Raw genomic sequence first — 19,840 nt, forward strand, 5'->3', positions numbered from 1 at the left:
GCGCGGCGGCGGCGCGCCGTCCCGTTCAGAGGACAGGTTTGGCGGATTCCCCCGTAAGGAAACTGCGGCATTGTGGAAGCCATGGACATCGGATTCATCGGCCTGGGCAAGATGGGCCACGGCATGGCCGCCAATCTCGTCGACGCGGGTCATACCGTCACGGTCTACAACCGAACGCCCGCCAAGGCCGAGACGCTGGCCCGCCGGGGCGCAAGGCCGGCGCACAGCGTTGCGGAGGCCTGCGGCGGGGACGTCGTCATCACGATGCTCGCCGACGACGCGGCCGTCGAAGCGGTCGTGTTCGGCGAGCATGGCATGCTGGCAGCATTGGCGCCCGGCGCCACCCACGTCTCGTCGAGCACGATCAGCGTGGATTTGTCGAGACGCCTGACCGCCGCGCATAGCGCCGCCGATCAGCACTACGTCGCCGCGCCGGTGTTCGGTCGCCCCGAAGCAGCTGCTGCGGCAAAGCTTTTCGTCATCGCCAAGCCGGCGTCGAGCCGCTGCACTACGTCGACATTCTGACGTCGACCCTGTTCACCGCCCCGGCCTATCAGACCTACGGCGGGCTGATCGCGCGGCAGGAATTCGAGCCGGCGGGCTTCTCTGCGAGGCTCGGGCTTAAAGACGTCCGGCTGGCGCTGGCCGCCGCCGAGGAGTTGGCGGTGCCGTTGCCGATCGCCAGCCTGCTGCGCGACCGTTTCCTCACGCTGGTGGCCAACGGTGGCGGAGATTTGGATTGGTCGGCAATCGCCACGCTGGCCGGTCGCGACGCAGGAGTCGGGTCAGACCACGCCTCTTAGCCCATCGGCGCCGAACACCGGTTCCAGCATCGCGGTGAAGTCCGGGCCGCGTCGCAGCAGGTGCCCGCCGTCGACGTTGATGATCTGGCCGGTGATCCAGCCGGCCGCCTCGCTCAGCAAAAACATCGCCGCGTTGGCGATGTCTTCGACCTCACCGACCCGCGGCAGCGGGGTGCAGCTCCGGTAATCCTCGGACAGTTCCGGCGAGTCCGTGATCGCCGCAACCAGATCGGTGCGGATCAGGCCGGGACGGATACCGTTGACCCGCACCCAGGACGGGCCGAGTTCGTCAGCAGCCAGCTGCATCAGGTGGTCGACGCCGGACTTGGTCACCCCGTAGGCGCCGAACCAGCGGTGGGTGTTGCTGGCCGCGAGCGACGAAATGCCGACGAACGACCCGCCTCCGCCGCGCACCAGTTCGCGGGCGGCGTGCTTGAGCACGTACATGGTGCCGTTGACGTTGAGGTCGACGGTGCAACGCCAGGCCTCGGAGTCGATCTGGGTGATCGGCCCGATGGTCTGCGACCCGCCCGCACAATGCACCACGCCGTGCAGCCGGCCATGCCACGCCGTGACGGCGTCGACCGCGCGCGACCTCGTCTTCGTTGGTGACGTCAGCCGGCTCGTATCGAATCGCGCCGCCGCCTTTGTGCGCCTCGATCTCCTCGACGGCCGCCGCCAGCCGGTCGGCATTGCGGCCGATGATCATCACTGCGGCCCCGGCGGCTACCAGCCCGGCGGCCACCCCTTTGCCGATTCCACTGCCGCCGCCGGTAACCAGGTATGTCCGGTCTTCGAACGAAAGCTGCACGCCAGCTCCGTCAGGTTGCGCGAGCAGACGCAGAATCGCACGCTCGAGCGCCGAATCGTGCGATTCTGCGTCTGCCCGCCCGGGGTTTACGGCTCGTCGCGGCGGGCCGGTTTCGACGGCTTTGCCGTGCGCCAGTCCTCGACATCGGGCGGCAGAGACCTTGGGCACCATGCCGAGCCGATAGGCCTCGTCGGCGTCTAGCGAATCACCGGTCAGCAAAAGCTCTTTGGCTTTACGTGGGCCGAATTCCCAAGGGTGAGCATAGTATTCGACGCCGGTCATGCCCATGCGGACGCCGACCACGTCACTGAACTTCGCATTGTCGGCGGCGACGATCAGATCGCAGGCCCAGATCAGCATCAAGCCCGCGGAAATCGCGTTGCCCTGCACCTGGGCGATGGTGATCTTCCGCGAATCGCGCCAACGGCAGGTGTTCTGGAATAAGTAATGCCATTCCTGAAGGTACGTCTTCTCCGCGACCGGATCACGGGTGGCGCGGTTTATCCGGAAGCTCGGCAATTGGTCCGGCCCGGGCGCCCGCTCGGCCAATGCCAACTCCGAGCCCAGGTCGTGGCCGGCGGAGAAATTCCTACCGCGCGCAGCCAAGATCACCACCCGAACGGCGTCGTCGGCCTCGGCTCGCAAGAACGCCTCGTCGAGCTGAACAAGCAGGCCGCGGCTCTGCGCGTTGTGCGCGTCCGGCCGGTTAAGCCAGATCCGGGCGATGCGGCCGTCGTCGAGCGTTTCGTAGGCCACCAGGTCGTGTGACTTTGTGGCAACCGTGCTGGTGCCCACCTAGTTGGGGACTGCCATTCGTCACCTCACTCGCCACTGGTTGGATCCTTACACATTACGGCCGGCCCGTAATGCGCTCATCAGCGGGTTAGCCGTCGGCTGCGGGCGAACACGCACGTCGCATACAGTTATGTCATGGCCGCTAAACCTGACCCTCACGAAATCGAAGATGTGGAACCGCTAGCCGACACCACTGCAAGGCACGCCAGGCGCGTCGTAGCGGCTTACGCCAACGACGCCGACGAATGCCGCGTGTTCTTGTCGATGCTCGGTATTGGGCCGGCAAAGATCGAGGTGTAAATGCCCCCCGCGGGAGGCCAAGGCTCGGAGCAATCTGCCGCCGGGGAGTCCGACTTCGTGGTGGTCGCCAACCGACTGCCGATCGACATGGAGCGGCTGCCCGACGGCAGCACCACGTGGAAGCGCAGTCCCGGCGGGTTGGTCACGGCATTAGAGCCACTGCTGCGGCGCCGTCACGGCGCCTGGGTCGGCTGGCCGGGGATCGTCGACTTGGGAAAAAACGAGGCCGAGCAGCCCATCGGCGCCGACGACCTTCGGCTACACCCCGTGCGGCTGTCCGCCGACGACGTCGCCCAGTACTACGAGGGGTTCTCGAACGCCACACTGTGGCCGCTGTATCACGATGTCATCGTCAAACCGAACTACCACCGGGACTGGTGGGAGCGCTACGTCGAGGTCAACCACCGATTCGCCAACGCCGCCTCACACGCCGCCGCCCCGGGGGCGACCGTCTGGGTACAGGACTACCAGTTGCAGCTGGTGCCAGCGATGCTGCGCGAACTGCGGCCTGATTTGACGATCGGTTTCTTTTTGCACATCCCGTTTCCGCCGGTCGAGTTGTTCATGCAGTTGCCCTGGCGCACTGAGATCGTGCAAGGACTGCTCGGCGCAGACTTGGTGGGCTTCCATCTGACAGGGGGTGCCCAGAATTTTCTGATCCTGTCGCGGCGCCTGGTAAGTGCGAACACCTCCCGCGGTTCGATCGGCGTTCGGTCACGATTCGGTGAGGTGGAGGTCGACGGGCGCACCACCCGGGTGGGCGCCTTCCCTATCTCCATCGATTCGAGTGAGCTCGACAAAAAGGGCCGCGACCGCAGCATCCGCAAGCGCGCCAAAGAAATCCGGGCCGAGGTCGGCAATCCCCGCAAGGTTCTGCTTGGCGTCGACCGGCTCGACTACACCAAAGGCATCGACGTGCGGCTCAAGGCATTCGCCGAGTTGCTCGCGGAGGGCCGCGTCAAGGGTGACGACACCGTGCTGGTCCAGCTTGCCACGCCCAGCCGTGAGCGGGTGGAAAGCTACCAGGTGCTGCGCAACGATATCGAACGCCAGGTCGGCCACATCAACGGCGAATACGGCGAAGTCGGGCATCCGGTGGTGCATTATCTGCACCGCCCGGTCCCCCGCGATGAACTCGTCGCGTTCTTTGTGGCCAGTGACGTTATGCTGGTCACCCCGCTGCGGGACGGGATGAACCTGGTGGCCAAGGAGTACGTCGCGTGCCGCAGCGATCTGGGCGGCGCACTGGTGCTAAGCGAATTTACCGGTGCGGCGGCCGAACTCCGACAGGCCTACCTGGTCAATCCGCACGACACCGAAGGCGTCAAAGACGCGATCGAGGCAGCGCTCAACCAGTCGGTCGAGCAGGGACGGCGCCGGATGCGGGCGTTGCGGCGCCAGGTCCTCGCCCACGACCTCGACCGTTGGGCCCGCTCGTTCCTCGACGCGCTGAGCGAGGCGCATCCACGTAACGGCTGAACCGATGGTGCGGTTGCCGGTGCGCTGCAATAATCGCCGGGTGATCATCTCCCGTAGCCTGATCGCCGCTGCTGTAATGGCCCTGGTGGCGCTGGGAACGGCGAGCCCCGCCAACGCGCTCGGGCCGCCGCCGGACGGCATGTACACCTTCAGCGAACCCGGAGGGCCGCCGACGACCTGAAAGGTCGCTGCGCTGTGCGATGCGCCGTCGCGTCAGCGGGCCATTTCGGATTTCACCGACGCCCGTTCGGAGTGTCAACGCACAGCAAATTTAGACAAATGGTAGTAGTTTTGCCAGGTCAAAGCCCATTGTGACGCAGGCCATCCTGAAACGCGTTCTAGTCGTCGGCGAACCCGGTCGGACGTCTAAGTCTAAGGACCCTTGGTGGCCGAAACTAATGCGCTTGTCTTGAGTTTTTCTACGGCGTAACGTTCGCTGTGCCCGCTCCACTTGTGCAGGAATGATGTCCTGACCAGCCACGTTGGTGGTATGGCCGGTCATCGGAACGACCGGACTTCGGCGCAGCGGGTTGCGGCGGTCCGTCGCAGGTTCTGCGTGAGCTTGCGCTGATTCAGGGAGCCACAGGACTCGGCGGTCAGAAAGCGAAGCCGCCGAGGCCGGTGTCGGACCGCCCACTCGACACCCCCATGACCGCAGGCGAACCGCCTAATGACTCGATCAGCGTGTCCTTGACGGGGATCTTGGTTCTTGGGCGAGAGGCTGATCACCGAGCCGCCGGCCGGTGAGCACTGTTGCCGCCTGAAGTGATGGTCAACTTCTAGGGTTAGATCGTGCCCCGGCCGGTTGGTGAGGTCATCTGTAGCGCTCATGGGATGTCGTGCCGGTTCGAGCGCTGATCCATTAGGTCGCCGCCGGATGCCCTTGGGCTCGAACAGGATTCATCCACGCTGAACCAAGGGAGGCCAATCGATGCTGTTCGTCGGAGACGACTGGGCAGAAGACCACCACGATGTATGTCTGATGAACGAGACCGGCGAGCGGCTGGCGTCGCGGCGGCTGCCCGAAGGACTGGCCGGGATCGGACGGTTGCACGAACTGGTGGCCGCCCACGCCGAGGACCCCGCCCAGGTGGTGGTCGGCATCGAAACCGACCGCGGCCTGTGGGTGGACGCGCTGACCGCGGCCGGCTACCAGGTGTTCGCGGTCAACCCGCTCGCGGTCGCCCGCTACCGCGACCGCCACCATATTTCGGGAGCCAAGTCCGATACCAGCGACGCCAAACTCTTGGCTGACCTGGTGCGCACCGATCGGCACAATCACCGCCCGATCGCCGGCGACAGCGGTGCAGCCGAGGCCATCAAGGTGCTGGCCCGGGCCCATCAGAACCTGATCTGGGCCCGCACCCGCCACACCGACGGTCTGCGCTCGGCGCTGCGTGAGTACTACCCCGCGGCGCTGGAGGCGTTCGAGGATCTAGTGTTCTGCGCCGTTAATTCGTTACATAATTTTAATCGATGGGCTTCGGCGCCGTTGCACGACGAATCACGTTGGTGGATAGGATGATTGGTGTATGGCATCACGCGGGCGACCGACGGCGGAGTTGGCGTTGACCGAGGAGGAGCGTCAGACTCTGGTTCGGTGGTCACGGCGGGCGAAGTCGTCGCAGGCATTAGCCTCCTGCGACGTGGCGTCCACAAAAGCGTTGCGGCACTAGAGAAGGACATCAAGAATTGGATCAAGCACTGGAACGCCGGCCCCAAGCCGTTCGTCTGGAAGAAAACCGCCGAAGAGATCCCCGTTGACGGCGCCGGCGGCGGGTGATGCCAGAAAGCGGACCAGGGTGGCCACATGCTCGGACGATAGCGGATCGATCTGCCCGTCGCCGAACTCGGGGGCCTCGCCGAACACATCGGCCGTCATCGCGGTCCGGGCCCGCGGGCAGATCGCATTCGCGCAAACCCCGTAGCGGCCCAGCGCGCGGGCCGCCGTCAAGGTCAGCGCGGTGATACCGGCTTTGGCCGCACCATAGTTGGCTTGGCCCACCGGGCCCACCGGGCCCACCAGCCCCGCTTCCGACGACGTGTTGACGATGCAGCCATAGACCGAGCCATCGGACTCCTTAGCCTTCGATCGCCATTAATTTAAGTGGCGGCGTTGCGAGTCAGCAGGAAATGACCCCGCAGGCGCACAACGATGACCGCGTCCCACTCCTCGTCGGACATGTTGAACAGCATCCGGTCGCATGTGAGCCCGGCGTTGTTCACCACAATGCTCAAGCCGCCCAACCCGTCGGCGCAGCTGACCAACTCGTCGGCGGTCGCACGTTGACTGATGTCGCCCGGGACCGCCATCGCTTTTGAACCCGTGTCAGCGCCGGCGGCGGCGATCTCGTCGATGACATCGGACACATCCAGCGCGGCGGCGATGTCGTTGACCACGACAGTGGCACCGGCGCGAGCCAAGCCGATCGCTTCGGCGCGGCCCAGCCCTGCGGCCGCACCGGTCACCACGGCGACCTTTCCGGACAGATCGGTTGCTCGCGTGCTGCTACTCATGCTTGTACGCCACTCCTCCTCATCGCTGGCGGTTCTGATTGCCCGACTCCTCATCGCCCGCTCCGGGGACTGCATCGTCGTCGGGCGCTGCATCGCCGCCGGCGGTTATGGATACCTCTAGTCGGTGTTTAGTCTTCGCGTTTGAGCGCCGCGCGCGGGCATTCGAGGATCGCCTGCTCGGCCAGCGCCTCCTGATCGGTGGGAATCGGATCGGTCTTCACCACCGCGTAGTCCTCGTCGTCGGGGTCGAAGAGTTCGGGCGCGATTCCCAGGCACACCGCGTTGCCCTCGCAGCGGTCGTGGTCGACTATCACCCGCACGGGATCCTCCTTGAACGTGAGCTGTGGCTACGTAGACCCAACATACGACCAGCTGTGAACGCGCTCGGCGTGACGGTCGCTGGGCGGTCGAGACTAGAACGTGTTACAACCAGGGTTGGCGAATGGGTAGCACCTAGGGACTGAAAGGTGGCCGCAATGCGCATCAGTTACACCCCGGAGCAGGAGGAGCTGCGTCGCGAACTGCGGTCGTACTCCGCCAAGCTGATGACCCCGAGCGCCGCGAGGCGTTGAGCTCGACGTCAGGTGAGGTCAGCGAAGGCAACGTCTACCGCGAGACGGTGGCACAGATGGGCAAAGACGGCTGGCTCACTCTGAACTGGCCCAACGAATACGGTGGCCAGGACCGCTCGCCGATGGACTCGCTGATCTTCGCCGACGAGGCCGCGATCGCCGGCGCGCCGGTGCCGTTCCTGACCATCAACAGCGTCGCGCTCACGATCATGGTCTTCGGCGGCGGCACCAACGAAGTGCAGCGCGACATCATCGGCATGGTGGCGTTGGGCCTGCCCCGAGCCAACCGCTAACCTCCAAAAGGATTCTCAGATCATGGATTTCTCAACAACCGAAGCGGCGCACGACCTCGGCGATCTGGTGACCACGATCGTCGATTCGGTGTGCACGCCGCAGCACCAACGTCAGCTCGACGGTCTGGATCAACGGTTCGACCGCGAGTTGTGGAGAAAGTTGATCGACGCCGACATCCTGTCCGCCGCCGCGCCGGAGTCGTTGGGCGGAGCCGGTTTCGGGGTGCTCGAGCAGACCGCCGTACTTGTCGGTCTCGGCCGGCAGCTCGCGGCTGTTCCCTACCTGGATTCCGTCGTTCTGGCTGCGGGCGCCCTGGCCCGGTTCGGTTCACCGGAACTGCAGAAGGAGTGGGCCCAGCCCGCGGTCGGCGGCGCCAAGATCCTCACGGTCGCGGTGCATGGCGAGATGGGCGACGGCCCAGTGCAGGCTGCCCGTTCCGGTGACGGCTACCGCTTGTCCGGAACCCGCACCCAGGTTGGTTACGGCCCGGTGGCCGACGGCTTTTTGGTGCCGGCCGAAACCGATTCCGGCACTGCGGTTTTCATGGTCGCCGCCAGCGACCCGGGGGTGACGATGACGGCGCTGCAGACCACCGGGCTGGGCAGCATCGGGCACCTCCGACTGGACGGGGTCGAGGTGGCTAGCGGACGACTGGTCGACGGCCAGGACGTGGTCGGCTGGATTTCCACGCTGGATACGCTGGGCCGCAGCGCGTTTCAGCTCGGTGTCCTGGACCGCGGGCTGAACATGACCGCCGAATACGCGCGCACCCGTGAGCAGTTCGACCGCCCGATCGGCAGCTTCCAAGCGGTCGGACAACGGCTGGCGGACGGCTTACATCGACGTCAAGGGACTGCGACTGACGCTGACCCAGGCCGCCTGGCGACTCAGCGAGGACCTCCCGGCCGACAACGAGGTCGCCACCGCGGCATTCTGGGCTGCCGACGCCGGACATCGGGTAGCCCACACCATCGTTCACCTGCACGGCGGTGTCGGAATCGACACCGACCATCCGGTGCACCGCTACTTCTTGGCCGCCAAGCAGACGGAGTTCGCGCTGGGCGGTGCCACCGGAGCGCTGCTGCGCATCGGTCGCGAACTGGCGGACACCCCCGCTTAGCCAGTGACCGCACCGCTGCCCACCGTCGTCGACTTGCTGCGACCGCTCGTCGATGTCGAGGATCGGGGCGTCTATTTCGAGGATTCGTTCGTCAACTGGCGTGATCATCTTCGGCACGGCGCCGCGGTGGCAGCAGCGCTGCGCGCGCGCCTGGACCCGGCCCGGCGCCCGCACGTCGGAGTCCTGCTGGGGAACACGCCGTTTTTCTCCGCGGTCTTGGTCGCCGCGGGAATGTCGGGAATCGTGCCGGTGGGCCTCAACCCGGTGCGCCGCGGCGCCGCGCTGACCCGAGACATTGACCACGCCGATTGCCAGCTGGTACTGGCCGACTCGAATTGTGCTGCGACGCTGGGCGATATCGACCACATCAATGTCGATGCAGCCGAATGGACCGACGAGGTGGCCGCCCATCACGGCACCGACGTGCGATTCCAGTCCGCGGCGCCCGACGATCTGTTCATGCTGATCTTCACCTCGGGCACCAGCGGTGACCCCAAGGCGGTCATGTGTAGCCACGGCAAGGTTGGTATCGCCGGGGTGACGATGACTGAGCGGTTCGGCCTCGGCCCGTCCGACGTGTGCTACGCGTCGATGCCGCTGTTCCATTCCAACGCGGTTCTGGTCGGCTGGGCGGTAGCCCTAGCCTGTCGCGGCTCAATGGTGTTGCGACGCAAGTTCTCTGCGTCTGGATTCCTGCCGGACATCCGCCGCTACGGCACCACCTACGCCAACTACGTCGGCAAGCCGTTGTCCTATGTGCTCGCCACGCCCGAACGTCCGGACGACGCCGACAATCCGCTGCGGGCGGTCTACGGCAATGAGGGGGCGCCCGACGACATCCAGCGATTCGCGGACAGGTTCGGCTGCCTTGTCATCGACGGCTTCGGATCGACTGAGGGCGGGGTGGCGATCAGCCGGACGCCCGATACGCCGACGGGCGCACTGGGTCCGCTGCCCGACGGCATCGAGATCATCGATGTCGACACGGGTCAGCCTTGCCCGGTCGGGGTGGTGGGCGAGCTGGTAAATGCCGGTGGACCAGGACGTTTCGAGGGATACTACAACGACGCCGAGGCCAATGCGCAGCGCATGGCCGGCGGTGTTTATCACAGCGGTGACCTGGCCTACCGCGACGAGGCCGGCTATGCATACTTCGCCGGCCGGCTCGGTGACTGGCTACGCGTCGACGGGGAGAATCTCGGAACTGCGCCCATCGAGCGGGTGCTGCTGCGCCATCCGGACGTGACCGAAGCGGCGGTGTATGCGGTGCCGGATCCGGCCGTCGGCGACCAGGTGATGGCCGCACTGGTGATGGCGCCCGGCGCAGAGTTCGACGCGGACAAGTTCCGCGCCTTCCTGGCCGGGCAGGATGACCTCGGGCCCAAGCAGTGGCCGTCCTACGTTCGGGTGAGCACGACACTGCCGCGCACCGCAACCTTCAAAGTGCTCAAGCGGCAGCTGTCGGCCGAGGGCCTCGACTGCTCCGACCCGGTGTGGCCGATTCGCCGTCAGGTTTAGCCTGAATCCACGGACGGGCTGAGGTTCGGTTGTGTCGGTTGATTTTTGATTTTGATTTTCGGTAGGTGGCAGGTGCCTGCAGTCGGGGTAGCATCATCACCATGAACCTCAAGAAGATACTTGCCGGTGCGGTGCTCGCCGGAGCGCTTGGCTCGGGCGGGCTCGGGCTGGGAGTGGGTCTTGCTGCCGCCGACCCGTGGGGTCCTGGCCCGGGCGACCCGGGCGGGCCGGGCGGTCCAGGGGCCTGGGGCCCCGGCGGACCGGGTCCGGGTCCGGGACCCTGGGGGCCACCGCCTCCTGGACCGGGACCCTGGGGTCCACCTCCTCTACCTGGGCCCGGACCGATGGGTCCCGGGGGGTCGCCCGGTTGGTGAACAAACCGCTTTAGTGTTCTGACGGCCGTCGTAGCCTTGACGCATTGTGATGCGCGGGCATGACAACGGCTTTGACGAGTTGTCGGCGACGGTGCCCGCGAGGGTCGGCGTGGCGATCGCCGGCGTCGACGGAACTCCCCTAGCGTCCTACGGAAGCTGGTTCAGTGGCGTCGCATGGTCGACGATCAAGGTGCCGTTGGCAATTGCAGCCTTTCGCGCAGGAGTGGGTAGCCACGAGCTGGTGACCGAGGCCATTGCACAATCCGATAACGCGGCCGCCGAGGCACTGTGGTCGCAGCTCGGGAAGCCGGCCGAGGCGGCACAAAAGGTGCAAGCCGTCATCCGCGATGCGGATGACACCACGACCGTGGTCGAGGCCCGACGACTTCGCTCCGGTTACACGGCATTCGGTCAGACGCACTGGTCGCTGGTCCGGCAAGCGCAGTTCGCCGCGCGGCTGCCAGGCGTCCCCGATGCGGCAGACGTCGTCGATCTGATGCGCAACCTCTGCGCCGAGCATCGCTGGGGCCTGGCCGCGAAAGGCTTTGCCGCAAAAGGAGGTTGGGGTCCCGGCATCGGCGGCGACTACCTGGTCCGCCAGTTCGCGATCGTGCCGGTCGAAGCCGGGCATGTCGGTGTCGCACTGGCGGCGCAGGCACACGACGGAGTATTCGAGACCGGGGTCGGGGTGGCCGACAGCCTGACCGACTGGCTCGTCGACCACCTCGCCGAGCTAACCGAGGATTGACGGCACCACGGCGTCAATCAGGTGCGGACCCGGTTCAGCGAAGGCCGCGCGCAAGGCTTGGGCGAAGTCTTCGGCAGTGATTACCCGCCGCGCCGCAACGCCCATCCCTTCGGCGATCTTCACGAAATCCAAGGTCGGACGCGATAAGTCAAGGAGATCAAGCGCTTTGGGGCCCGGAGCCGAACCGACGCCGACCCGCTGCAGCTCGATCCGCAAAATGTCGTACGCGGCGTTGTTGTAGATCACCGTGGTGACGTTCAGGTTCTCCCGGGCTAAAGTCCACAAACCCGAAATCGTGTACATCGCCGAGCCGTCGGATTCCAGGCACAGCACAGGCCGGTCCGGCGCGGCGACCGCAGCGCCCACCGCGCACGGTATGCCAAAGCCGATGGCGCCGCCGGCCAGGGTCAGCCAATCATGCGCCGGCGCACCGGCGGTCGCCGCTGCCAACGACACGCCGGACGTGTTGGACTCGTCGACGACGATCGCCCGTTCCGGCATGAGCGCGCCGACCGCGTCGGCCACCGCTGCTGCGGTCAACGCGCCGGACGGCAGTTGTGGACGTGACGGTGCCGCAAGAGCGGCGCGCGTGCCGGGTGCGAGCTCGTCGGCCAGCGCCGCCAAAGCCTCAGCGGCGCCGGCATGTTCGGCGAGCACATGCACTTGGCAGCCCTCCGGCACCAGATCGCTCGGCTTGCCGGGATAGGCGAAGAACGACACCGGCGACACAGCCCCCGCCAAGATCAGATGTTTGGCGCCGTCGAGTTGCGCAGCGACGGCCTCAGCGAAGTAGGCGATCCGTTCGACGGCGGGGACGCCGGCGCCACGCTCCAGCCGCGTCGGGAAGAGCTCGCAGTACCGGCGGGCGCCCGTGGCCGCGGCGATCCGGGCACCCGCCGTCAACCCGGCGCTGCGGGTGGCGTCGCCGCCGACCAGGAGTGCCGTGGATTCGCCGGAGCGCAATACTTTTGCCGCCAACGCGACCGCGTCCGTGTCGACGGTCGAGGAAGGTCGCCGGGCCGAGACCGACTGGCCGGCGTGGGCATCGTCGGTCCATGAAATGTCCGCGGGCAGGATCAGTGTCGCGATCTGTCCGCCGCTCTGGCTGGCGGCGATCGCCTCGGCGGCGTCGGCCGCGACGTCGCCGTCAGATCGCCGCAGCCAGCCCGACACGCTGGCGGCCACCGACTCGATGTCGGATTCCAGTGGCGCGTCGTACTTCTTGTGGTACGTGGCGTGGTCGCCGACGACCACCACCATCGGCACCCTGGCGCGCCGGGCGTTGTGCAGGTTGGCCAGCCCGTTGCCCAGCCCGGGCCCGAGGTGCAGCAGCACTGCGGCGGGACGGCCGGCGATACGGGCATAGCCGTCAGCCGCGCCGGTGGCAACTCCCTCGAATAGTGCCAGCACGGCCCGCATTGGCGGGACGGCGTCCAGCGCCGCCACGAAGTGCATCTCGGATGTTCCGGGGTTGGCGAAACAAACGTCGACGCCACCGTCGACGAGGGCGTTGACCAGGGATTGGGCGCCGTTCACGCTTCGACTGTAGCCTCGCGGCTTCGCAAGGGAAGAAGACGGTCACACAGTCCGGCGAATCACGCAGTTACGTGCGCGGCATGCACGTCGTCGGCCGGGCGTGCCTCAGTCTGCTCCTTGGCCCAGCGATAGTCGGGCTTGCCGGCTGGCGAACGCTTGACCTCGTCGACCAGCCAAAGGCTGCGCGGCACTTTGTATCCCGCGATCTCGGTGCCCCATGGCGGAGCCATTTATCGGCAGTGAGGCCGTCGCATCCGGGGCGGTGGCTGGCCGTCACCACGCCGTCGCGCACCGCCCTTGACATAGCGTGCCGCTACCCGGTCGGCAAGGCGGTCGCCGCCGTTGATTCGCTGGCTCGCGCCACACATCTCAAGATCGCCGACGTCGAACTGCTCGCTGAACGCTACAAAGGCCGACGTGGTATTCGAAAAGCGCGCAAAGCAGTCGACCTCGTAGACGCCGGTGCCGAGTCGCCGCGCGAGACGTGGCTGCGCCTACTCCTCATCCGCGCCGGCTTCCCTCGGCCGCAGACACAAATTCCGGTCTACGACGAGTATGGCCAGCTCATCGCCGTCCTCGACATGGGTTGGGAGGAATGCATGTTCGCCGTCGAGTACGACGGCGAACACCATCGCACCGACCCGCTGCAATACCGCAAGGACATTCGGCGGCTCGAGACGCTGCAGCGTCTGGGGTGGATCGTGATCCGGGTTGGTCGCCGCAGACCCTCCCGCCGCTATCCTGCGGCGCGTGCGATATGCCCGCGACGCGAGGAGATCGACTGTGAGCACGGAGTTTTCAGTGTGAAGTCAGGGAGATCCAACGACCGAAATCCCGCCCTACGTTCACTCTCGACGCCGAGGCTTGACACTCGACGCCGAGGTAGCCGTCAGCCCAGCTAAAACGTGCTGGTCGGCCGTACCCGGTTGGCCATATCGACCAGCGTGTAGCGGTGCGCCTGGGTGGGCGCTGCGCGGGCCAGCCCGCGCAGCGACGCCTCGACGCCGAGTCGCAGGCCGTGCTCGGTGAACGGAAAGCCCAGGATGTGATTGGTGCTTGCCTCGTGGTCCTGCAGCCAGTCCAGCGCGCCGCCCAGTACCAGCGCCCGGATCTGCAGCACCCTCGGCTCGGTCGGGGGCAGCGCCTCCACCCGCCGCGCGGCATCGCGGATCTCCTCTTCGGTGATATCGCGCGCTGACCGGCCGGACAGTAGCGTCACAGCACTGGTCAGTCGTGCAGTGGTGAAATGCCGTGAGGTGGCGGGTACTTCGTCGAGAGTGCGTACCGCTGCCGTTCGATCTCCCTCGGCCGCTTGCGCACGGGCCAGTCCGAAGGCCGCGGAGATCACCCCGTCGTCGGTTTTCCACACCTGTTCGTAATACTTGTGTTCGTCCGAGCTGCCGGCTAATTCGGCGGTGGCGGCCAAGGCCATCTTGGGCGCCAGCTCACCGGGAAAGGTGTCCAACACCTCACTGAAATGTTTGATCGCCGAGTCGTAATCGCCGGTGAGCAGTTCCGATACTGCGCGGTACCACACCAGCCGCCATCGCCAGCCGACCCGGTCGGCCAGGTCGGCCAGGTCGTCGAGTTTGCGGGTGGCCTTGGCGACATCGCCAAGGTCCAGTAGTGCCCGCACCTCCATCAGCGGCAGCTCGACGGACTCGGACAAGTCGATGTCGTCGGAATCCATTGCGCCATAGCGAAACGCGCGCAGCGAGTCCAGCGTCTGCACCGGTTGGGATAGCACCGTCGCTCCCAGCAGCGGCGCGGCGACATCAGCCGGGTCGACCAGCGGTACCTGCAGCGCCGTGACGATCTCCTTGGCGGTCAGCTTCTCCGCATGCACTTGGCCGTCGAGGTATACGTCGGTGTGCGCCACCAATAGGTCTTCCCCGAATGTGGCGCGGCTGCGGGAAAAGATCGTCGACAAGCCTGGCCGTCGCACACCGGTGTCCTGGGCGACCACCTCCCGCAGGACACCGGACAGCTGCCCGGATATCTCCTCAGCGCTGGCGAACCGCCGCCGCGGATCGGGATCGATCGCACGACGCAACAACCGGCCGAACGAGTCGTACTCGGTGAGCACCGGGTCGTCTTCGGGAAGCCCATCGACGTAGCGTCCGCCGCGGGTGCGCAGCTTCAACGTCAGGGCCGCCAGTGTCCGCCCGACCGTGTAGATGTCGCTGGCCACCGTCGGGCCGGTTCGCACGATCTCGGGGGCCTGGTAACCCGGTGTGCCATAAAGGTATCCAAACGAGTTGATCCGCGACACCGCGCCCAGGTCGATCAGCTTGAGCTGCTCCTCGGTGAGCATGATGTTCTCCGGCTTGAGGTCGTTGTAGACCAAGCCCAGGGAATGCAGATAGCTCAGCGCCGGCAGGATTTCCAACACGTAGGCGATGGCTTCGGCGACGGGCAGCCTCTCGCCTCTGCGCCGTTTGAGCGATTGCCCACCGACGTACTCCATGACGATGTAGCCGACGGGCTCGCCGTGCCGGTCGGTGTGCTCGACGAAGTTGAAGATCTGCACGATCGACGGGTGCACCACCTCGGCGAGAAACCGCCGCTCGGCCATCGCTATCGCTTGGGCTTCGGCGTCGCCGGAATGCACCAAACCCTTGAGCACCACCGGACGATCGTTGACGTTGCGGTCGAGCGCCAGATACACCCAGCCCAGCCCACCGTGTGCGATGCAGCCGCTGATTTCGTACTGGCCCGCGACCACGTCGCCTGGACTCAGTTGCGGCAGAAACGAATACGCGCTTCCGCAGTAAGGGCACCAGCCCTCCGACAAAGCCTTGCCCTCCGCGCTGGAGCGACCCACCGGCCGCCCGCAGTTCCAGCAGAACCGTTTCGACTCCGGGACAACCGGATTGGGCATCAATGCTTCGAGCGGGTCGATGTCGGGCACCCGCGGAATCTCGACAAGGCCGCCGCCGAGGCGCCGGACCGGCGCCCGCCTTGCCGGCTTCACCCGTTCTTGCGGCACGGTGTGCAGGATGTGCACCGGCGTGGCTTCGGAATCATCGTCGAAATCGGGGCGGAAGACGGCCTGCGTGGTTGGCAGGCGGCTTTGCGACGATGAGTCCGCTGTCGCGTCGGGAAGCGGGATGTCCGGGCCCGCCTCGCTGTCTTGCAAGCCGTCGTCGCCATGTTGGTGTTCCGGCTGAGCCGGCTGCTCGCTCATCAGTCCACATATCTCGGGCTCGGCGGCGCAGGCGCTGGGCCGAGCACGGTTAACCACTTGCGGTACAAGGCGTTCCAGGTGCCGTCGCGGCGGATGCGCTCCAAGGTGCCGTTGACGAACCGGACCAGTCCGGTGTTGTCCAGCTTGATCCCGATGCCGTAGGGCTGAGTGCCCATATTGGGTCCGACGATGTGCATATACGGATCTTGAGACACCAGTCCAGCCAGGATGGAGTCATCGGTGCTGACCGCGTCGACCTCCCGCTGCTGCAGCGCCACTAGACAGTCCGCCCAGTTCACCACATCAACGATGATCGGCGGCGGCGCGATCTCCCGTATCCGGTGCAGGGACGTGGTGCCCCTGGCGACGCATACCCGTTTGCCGGACAGGTCGGACGGCTTGGTGATCGGGGAGTCGCGCGGCGCCAGGATGCGCTGGCTGGCATCGAGGTAAACGGTGGAGAAGGTGATCTGCTTGCGCCGCTCGCAGGTGATCGTCATGGTCTTGACCACGACGTCGACCTCCGAGCGTTGCAGCGCGGTGATGCGCTCGTCAGACGACAGGATTCGGTACTCGACCTGCGAGGGGTTGCCGAAGATATCGCGTGCCACCTCGCCGGCAATGTCGACGTCAAACCCGGTGATCTCACCGGTGATCGGGTCCCGGAAACTGAACAGGTTGCTGCCGATGTCCAGGCCGACGATCAGCCTGCCGCGGGTACGGATATTCGCCACCGCAGCGTCAGCATCGACCGGGTTGGTGAAGGGCCGCAGGCTGGCGGTGGGGTTGCAGCTGTCGGCGGAGTTGTCCGGCGGCAGGGGCGGCTCCGGTGGCATCTGCTGCATACCGGCCGGTGTGGGCGGGGGAAGGGTCGGCACCGGCGCCACCACCATGGCGCCCGGCTGGCCACACCCGGCCAGTACCGTGGTCGCCGCGAGGGCGGCGCACAGTATCCGCAGCGGTCGACAGCCGATCGCGGCGACCCGCTGCGCCCGGCTCCCCCGCGCTTGCGATCGCCGCGTTGTCATCGGTACTCGCTCAGCCGGGGCCACAGCCCGAGTGCGACCGCGACGGCCGCGCCGAGGCTGAGCACCACACCACCGACCGTCGCGCCGGCCAGCCCGCGGCGCGCGTTGAGGATGTCGTCGCGCAGCTCGTTGCGGCTCTGCTCCATCGCCTTGCCCAGGTCGCGGTCGAGTTTCTCGAACGCGGACGTGGAGTCGTTCTCGCCGTTGCCCGCTACGACCTGGGTGGCGGCCACATAGTTGCCCACCGAGATGAAGGCGTTGATCCTGTCGTTGGCCCGACGCCACTTCATCAGCAGCTCGTCGGCGCCGCGCAAGTCGCTCTTGTCGACGGCGTCGCTGCGAGCCAGGTATTCGTCGAGTTGCTTGTGCATGGCGTCGATACGTTCGTGAAAGGACTGTTTGCGGACCTCTTCGTCCCCGCGCCGGATCAACGACAGCGTCTCGTCAGCACGGGCCTGCTGGGCATTGATGGACATATCGGTGATCGTCTTCAGCGACTCTGCCGCGGTATTTTTGGCGCTGCGGCTGCCGCTGGTGGAAATCGCGAGAGCCGTGCCCACCCAGACCACCATAACCAGGATCGCCAGTGCGCCCGCGACAAGACCGACGTTGATGCGCCGTTTGGTCCGCCGCGCCAGCCAGCGGTGGGCGAACGCGCCGAACACCGCGGTCGCGGTGACGACGAGGATCACCGGAGCCGGGATCTGGGTGGATGCCGTGGTCTCGACGTCCACCCGGACCGACGTCTGGCGGTAGAGCTGTTGAGCGTCGGGCAGAATCGTCGACTGCATCAACGTCGACGCCTCCGAAAGATACGACGACCCGACGGGGTTGCCGGCCCGGTTGTTCGTGCGCGCGATCTCGATCAGCCCGGTGTAAACGGCCAATTCGGCGTTGATCCGCCCGAGCAGCTGCACCAGCGGCTCGTCGGTCAGCCCGCTCGACGCCCGGGTCACCGCGACGGCAGCATCGGTGATCGCCTGCTCGTAACGCTGCCGCACGGCGCGCGGTTCGGCTCGGGCGATGAAGGCCGTCGCGGCTGCCGCGTCGGCCACCGACAACGTGGTGTAGAGCCGGCCGGCGGCGTAGGCCAGCGGCTCGGTGTGCTTCAACACGGTGGTCAGCGCCTGCTGCCGCTGGTTGATGGTGGTCGACGTGGCGAACGCGCTGAGCCCGCCGAGGATCGCCAGGATGACACCGATGGTCAGGATGCGGCCAGGCGTCGTCGCGACGAACCACCAGCGAGGGTGGGCCGGTTCGGCCGGCGACCGCGAACCCAGGGGCTCGGTCGACGGATGCGCCAACTCAACGGTCACGGCTGTTCGGACCTCATCTCTGCGGCATATGTGTCACGAACGGTATAAGCGAAGTCTAAGAGCGTTTTGCCCGGACGCGGGGATCGGCGGCTGGATTGCCCGATTCCTGCGCGGCCCGCCGCGCTGGCCGCATCGTCGTCGGACTGGCCAGCCCTATCCTTGAATGCGTGCGCGGTGACGGTGATGGATGGGTGGCGTCCGACACCGGAATGCATTACTGGGGCCGGCACGGCGCGGCCGGTTTGCTGCTGAGAGCGCCCCGGCCCGACGGCACTCCGGCGGTGTTGCTGCAGCACCGGGCGCCGTGGAGTCATCAGGGCGGGACGTGGGGCCTGCCCGGCGGCGCCCGCGACAGCCATGAGACCGCCGAGCAGGCCGCGGTCCGGGAGGCGTACGAGGAAGCCGGTCTTGCCGGTGAGCGCCTCGCAGTGCGGGGCACCGTGATCACCGCGACCGTGAGCGGCACCCACTGGACCTACACCACCGTCGTCGCCGACGCAGGTGAACTGCTGCCGACCGTGGCCAACTATGAGAGCGCCGAGATGCGCTGGGTCGCCGAAGACGAGGTGGCCGAGCTGCCGTTGCACCCGGGGTTCGCCGCCAGTTGGTGTCGGCTGCGCACCGCGCCGGCGATCGTGCCGTTGAGTCGCGGCGACGAGCGGCGACGTCACCTGCCTCGCACGCTCCAGATCGAGGCGGGTGTTTTCGTGTGGTGCACCGCGGGCAGACCCGACGACGAGCCGTCGCAGTTGAGTTCGCGGATCAGCTCGCTGCTGCCAGGGCCGAACTGAGCCGCTCGGCCGCAGCCCGCGGATCCTCGGCTGCCGTGATGGCCCGGACCACGACGATGCGGCGGGCACCGGCCTCCAGCACCTTTGACACCCGATCGGCGTCGACACCGCCAATGGCGAACCACGGTTTGGCGGGCGCCAGGCCGGCGACCACACGCACCAGCAGCAGGCCCGGCGCCGGGCGTCCCGGTTTGGTCGGGGTCGGCCAGCACGGTCCGACGCAGAAGTAGTCGACGTCCTCGGCGATCGCCGCGGTCACCTGGTCGCGATCGTGCGCGGACCTGCCGACCAGCGTGTCTGGTCCGACGATGTCGCGCGCCACCGCCAGCGGCAGATCGTCTTGGCCTAGGTGCAGCACGTCAGCGCCGGCGGCACGGGCGACGTCGGCGCGGTCGTTGACGGCCACCAGCGCGCCATGCCGGCGGGCTGCGTCGGCCAGAATCTCCAGCGCCGCCAGCTCGTCGCGCGCCTCTAACGGACCCAGTTGCTGCTCACCCGGCGAGCCCTTGTCGCGGAGCTGAATGATGTCCACCCCGCCGGCCAGGGCGGCGTCGGCGAACTCGGCCAGGTCGCCGCGATCGCGGCGCGCGTCGGTACACAGATACAACCGTGCGCTTGCCAACCGAGCAGAGGTTTGGTGCATATCGCGAC

12 protein-coding genes and 9 pseudogenes are annotated in these 19,840 nt (G+C 66.7%); 11 read left to right on the forward strand and 10 right to left on the reverse strand.

Annotated elements, in window-relative coordinates:
• Positions 1 to 81 precede the first annotated feature (81 nt).
• Positions 82 to 803: pseudogene (locus M5I08_RS05860) on the forward strand (NAD(P)-dependent oxidoreductase).
• Here the strand turns inward: M5I08_RS05860 and M5I08_RS05865 are convergent.
• Positions 786 to 1,614: pseudogene (locus M5I08_RS05865) on the reverse strand (SDR family oxidoreductase). The pseudogenes M5I08_RS05860 and M5I08_RS05865 overlap by 18 nt on opposite strands.
• A gap of 147 nt (positions 1,615 to 1,761) precedes the next feature.
• Positions 1,762 to 2,409 (reverse strand): annotated as a pseudogene (locus M5I08_RS05870) (enoyl-CoA hydratase); the annotation flags it as partial.
• Positions 2,410 to 2,544: 135 nt separating this feature from the next.
• Here M5I08_RS05870 and M5I08_RS05875 point away from each other — a divergent pair.
• The 4 genes and pseudogenes from M5I08_RS05875 to M5I08_RS05890 all read left to right on the forward strand — a co-directional run.
• Complete coding sequence (locus tag M5I08_RS05875) at positions 2,545 to 2,709, forward strand: hypothetical protein (RefSeq protein ID WP_219065599.1); 165 nt, start codon at positions 2,545 to 2,547, stop codon at positions 2,707 to 2,709.
• A complete protein-coding gene (locus tag M5I08_RS05880; RefSeq protein ID WP_219065600.1) occupies positions 2,710 to 4,188 on the forward strand; it encodes an alpha,alpha-trehalose-phosphate synthase (UDP-forming) in 1,479 nt (492 codons plus the stop codon). It abuts the gene before it with no gap.
• Between the two features lie 40 nt (positions 4,189 to 4,228).
• On the forward strand, positions 4,229 to 4,369 hold the full coding sequence (locus M5I08_RS05885) for a hypothetical protein (protein WP_219065601.1): 141 nt from the start codon (positions 4,229 to 4,231) through the stop codon (positions 4,367 to 4,369).
• Positions 4,370 to 5,119: 750 nt separating this feature from the next.
• Positions 5,120 to 5,626 (forward strand): annotated as a pseudogene (locus tag M5I08_RS05890) (IS110 family transposase); the annotation flags it as partial.
• A 309-nt stretch (positions 5,627 to 5,935) separates the two neighbouring features.
• Here M5I08_RS05890 and M5I08_RS05895 read toward each other — a convergent pair.
• Both M5I08_RS05895 and M5I08_RS05900 read right to left on the reverse strand, forming a co-directional pair.
• Positions 5,936 to 6,705 (reverse strand): annotated as a pseudogene (locus tag M5I08_RS05895) (3-oxoacyl-ACP reductase); the annotation flags it as partial.
• Between the two features lie 128 nt (positions 6,706 to 6,833).
• The gene (locus M5I08_RS05900; protein WP_219065602.1) at positions 6,834 to 7,025 is read right to left on the reverse strand and encodes a ferredoxin; all 192 of its coding nucleotides are present in this window, start codon (positions 7,023 to 7,025) and stop codon (positions 6,834 to 6,836) included.
• Positions 7,026 to 7,181: 156 nt separating this feature from the next.
• Here M5I08_RS05900 and M5I08_RS05905 point away from each other — a divergent pair.
• The 4 genes and pseudogenes from M5I08_RS05905 to M5I08_RS05920 all read left to right on the forward strand — a co-directional run.
• A pseudogene (locus tag M5I08_RS05905) lies at positions 7,182 to 7,549 on the forward strand (acyl-CoA dehydrogenase family protein); the annotation flags it as partial.
• Between the two features lie 43 nt (positions 7,550 to 7,592).
• Positions 7,593 to 8,691, forward strand: a pseudogene (locus M5I08_RS05910) (acyl-CoA dehydrogenase family protein).
• 3 nt (positions 8,692 to 8,694) lie between these two features.
• The gene (fadD17, locus tag M5I08_RS05915) at positions 8,695 to 10,209 is read left to right on the forward strand and encodes a long-chain-fatty-acid--CoA ligase FadD17 (RefSeq protein WP_219065603.1); all 1,515 of its coding nucleotides are present in this window, start codon (positions 8,695 to 8,697) and stop codon (positions 10,207 to 10,209) included.
• Positions 10,210 to 10,632: 423 nt separating this feature from the next.
• A complete protein-coding gene (locus tag M5I08_RS05920) occupies positions 10,633 to 11,331 on the forward strand; it encodes a serine hydrolase (RefSeq protein ID WP_219065735.1) in 699 nt (232 codons plus the stop codon).
• On the opposite strand, the gene M5I08_RS05925 is transcribed toward M5I08_RS05920, so the two are convergent.
• Together M5I08_RS05925 and M5I08_RS05930 are read right to left on the reverse strand one after the other, a co-directional pair.
• Complete coding sequence (locus M5I08_RS05925) at positions 11,317 to 12,867, reverse strand: acetolactate synthase large subunit (RefSeq protein ID WP_219065604.1); 1,551 nt, start codon at positions 12,865 to 12,867, stop codon at positions 11,317 to 11,319. The genes M5I08_RS05920 and M5I08_RS05925 overlap by 15 nt on opposite strands.
• Before the next feature lie 59 nt (positions 12,868 to 12,926).
• Positions 12,927 to 13,079 (reverse strand): annotated as a pseudogene (locus tag M5I08_RS05930) (hypothetical protein); the annotation flags it as partial.
• Positions 13,080 to 13,142: 63 nt separating this feature from the next.
• On the opposite strand from M5I08_RS05930, the pseudogene M5I08_RS05935 reads away from it, so the two are divergent.
• Positions 13,143 to 13,674 (forward strand): annotated as a pseudogene (locus M5I08_RS05935) (putative endonuclease domain-containing protein); the annotation flags it as partial.
• Between the two features lie 91 nt (positions 13,675 to 13,765).
• Here the strand turns inward: M5I08_RS05935 and M5I08_RS05940 are convergent.
• The 3 genes from M5I08_RS05940 to glnX are packed head-to-tail and all read right to left on the reverse strand — an operon-like array spanning position 13,766 to position 18,398.
• Complete coding sequence (locus M5I08_RS05940) at positions 13,766 to 16,054, reverse strand: serine/threonine-protein kinase PknG (protein WP_219065605.1); 2,289 nt, start codon at positions 16,052 to 16,054, stop codon at positions 13,766 to 13,768.
• A complete protein-coding gene (locus M5I08_RS05945) occupies positions 16,054 to 17,082 on the reverse strand; it encodes a glutamate ABC transporter substrate-binding protein (protein WP_249763151.1) in 1,029 nt (342 codons plus the stop codon). The genes M5I08_RS05940 and M5I08_RS05945 overlap by 1 nt, the downstream gene beginning before the upstream one ends.
• Positions 17,079 to 18,398 (reverse strand): protein kinase G-activating protein GlnX, encoded by a 1,320-nt coding sequence (gene glnX, locus M5I08_RS05950; protein WP_219065606.1) that lies wholly within the window; start codon positions 18,396 to 18,398, stop codon positions 17,079 to 17,081. Before glnX ends, M5I08_RS05945 begins: the two co-directional genes overlap by 4 nt.
• A gap of 167 nt (positions 18,399 to 18,565) precedes the next feature.
• Between glnX and M5I08_RS05955 the strand changes: the two genes are divergently transcribed.
• Positions 18,566 to 19,189: an NUDIX hydrolase gene (locus M5I08_RS05955; RefSeq protein WP_219065607.1), complete on the forward strand. Its 624-nt coding sequence runs from the start codon at positions 18,566 to 18,568 to the stop codon at positions 19,187 to 19,189.
• On the opposite strand, the gene thiE is transcribed toward M5I08_RS05955, so the two are convergent.
• The gene (gene thiE, locus M5I08_RS05960) at positions 19,161 to 19,832 is read right to left on the reverse strand and encodes a thiamine phosphate synthase (protein WP_219065608.1); all 672 of its coding nucleotides are present in this window, start codon (positions 19,830 to 19,832) and stop codon (positions 19,161 to 19,163) included. The genes M5I08_RS05955 and thiE overlap by 29 nt on opposite strands.
• Between the last annotated feature and the right edge of the window lie 8 nt (positions 19,833 to 19,840).

Origin of the sequence: Candidatus Mycobacterium methanotrophicum, assembly GCF_023515995.1 — a bacterium.
GTDB lineage: Bacteria > Actinomycetota > Actinomycetes > Mycobacteriales > Mycobacteriaceae > Mycobacterium > Mycobacterium methanotrophicum.

Bases quoted from the DNA above. Each gene is read 5' to 3' on its own strand.
- M5I08_RS05875 (WP_219065599.1), top strand. From the start codon at position 2,545: ATGGCCGCTAAACCTGACCCTCACGAAATCGAAGATGTGGAACCGCTA.
- M5I08_RS05880 (WP_219065600.1), top strand. From the start codon at position 2,710: ATGCCCCCCGCGGGAGGCCAAGGCTCGGAGCAATCTGCCGCCGGGGAG.
- M5I08_RS05920 (WP_219065735.1), top strand. From the start codon at position 10,633: ATGCGCGGGCATGACAACGGCTTTGACGAGTTGTCGGCGACGGTGCCC.
- M5I08_RS05940 (WP_219065605.1), bottom strand. From the start codon at position 16,054: ATGAGCGAGCAGCCGGCTCAGCCGGAACACCAACATGGCGACGACGGC.
- M5I08_RS05945 (WP_249763151.1), bottom strand. From the start codon at position 17,082: ATGACAACGCGGCGATCGCAAGCGCGGGGGAGCCGGGCGCAGCGGGTC.
- thiE (WP_219065608.1), bottom strand. From the start codon at position 19,832: ATGCACCAAACCTCTGCTCGGTTGGCAAGCGCACGGTTGTATCTGTGT.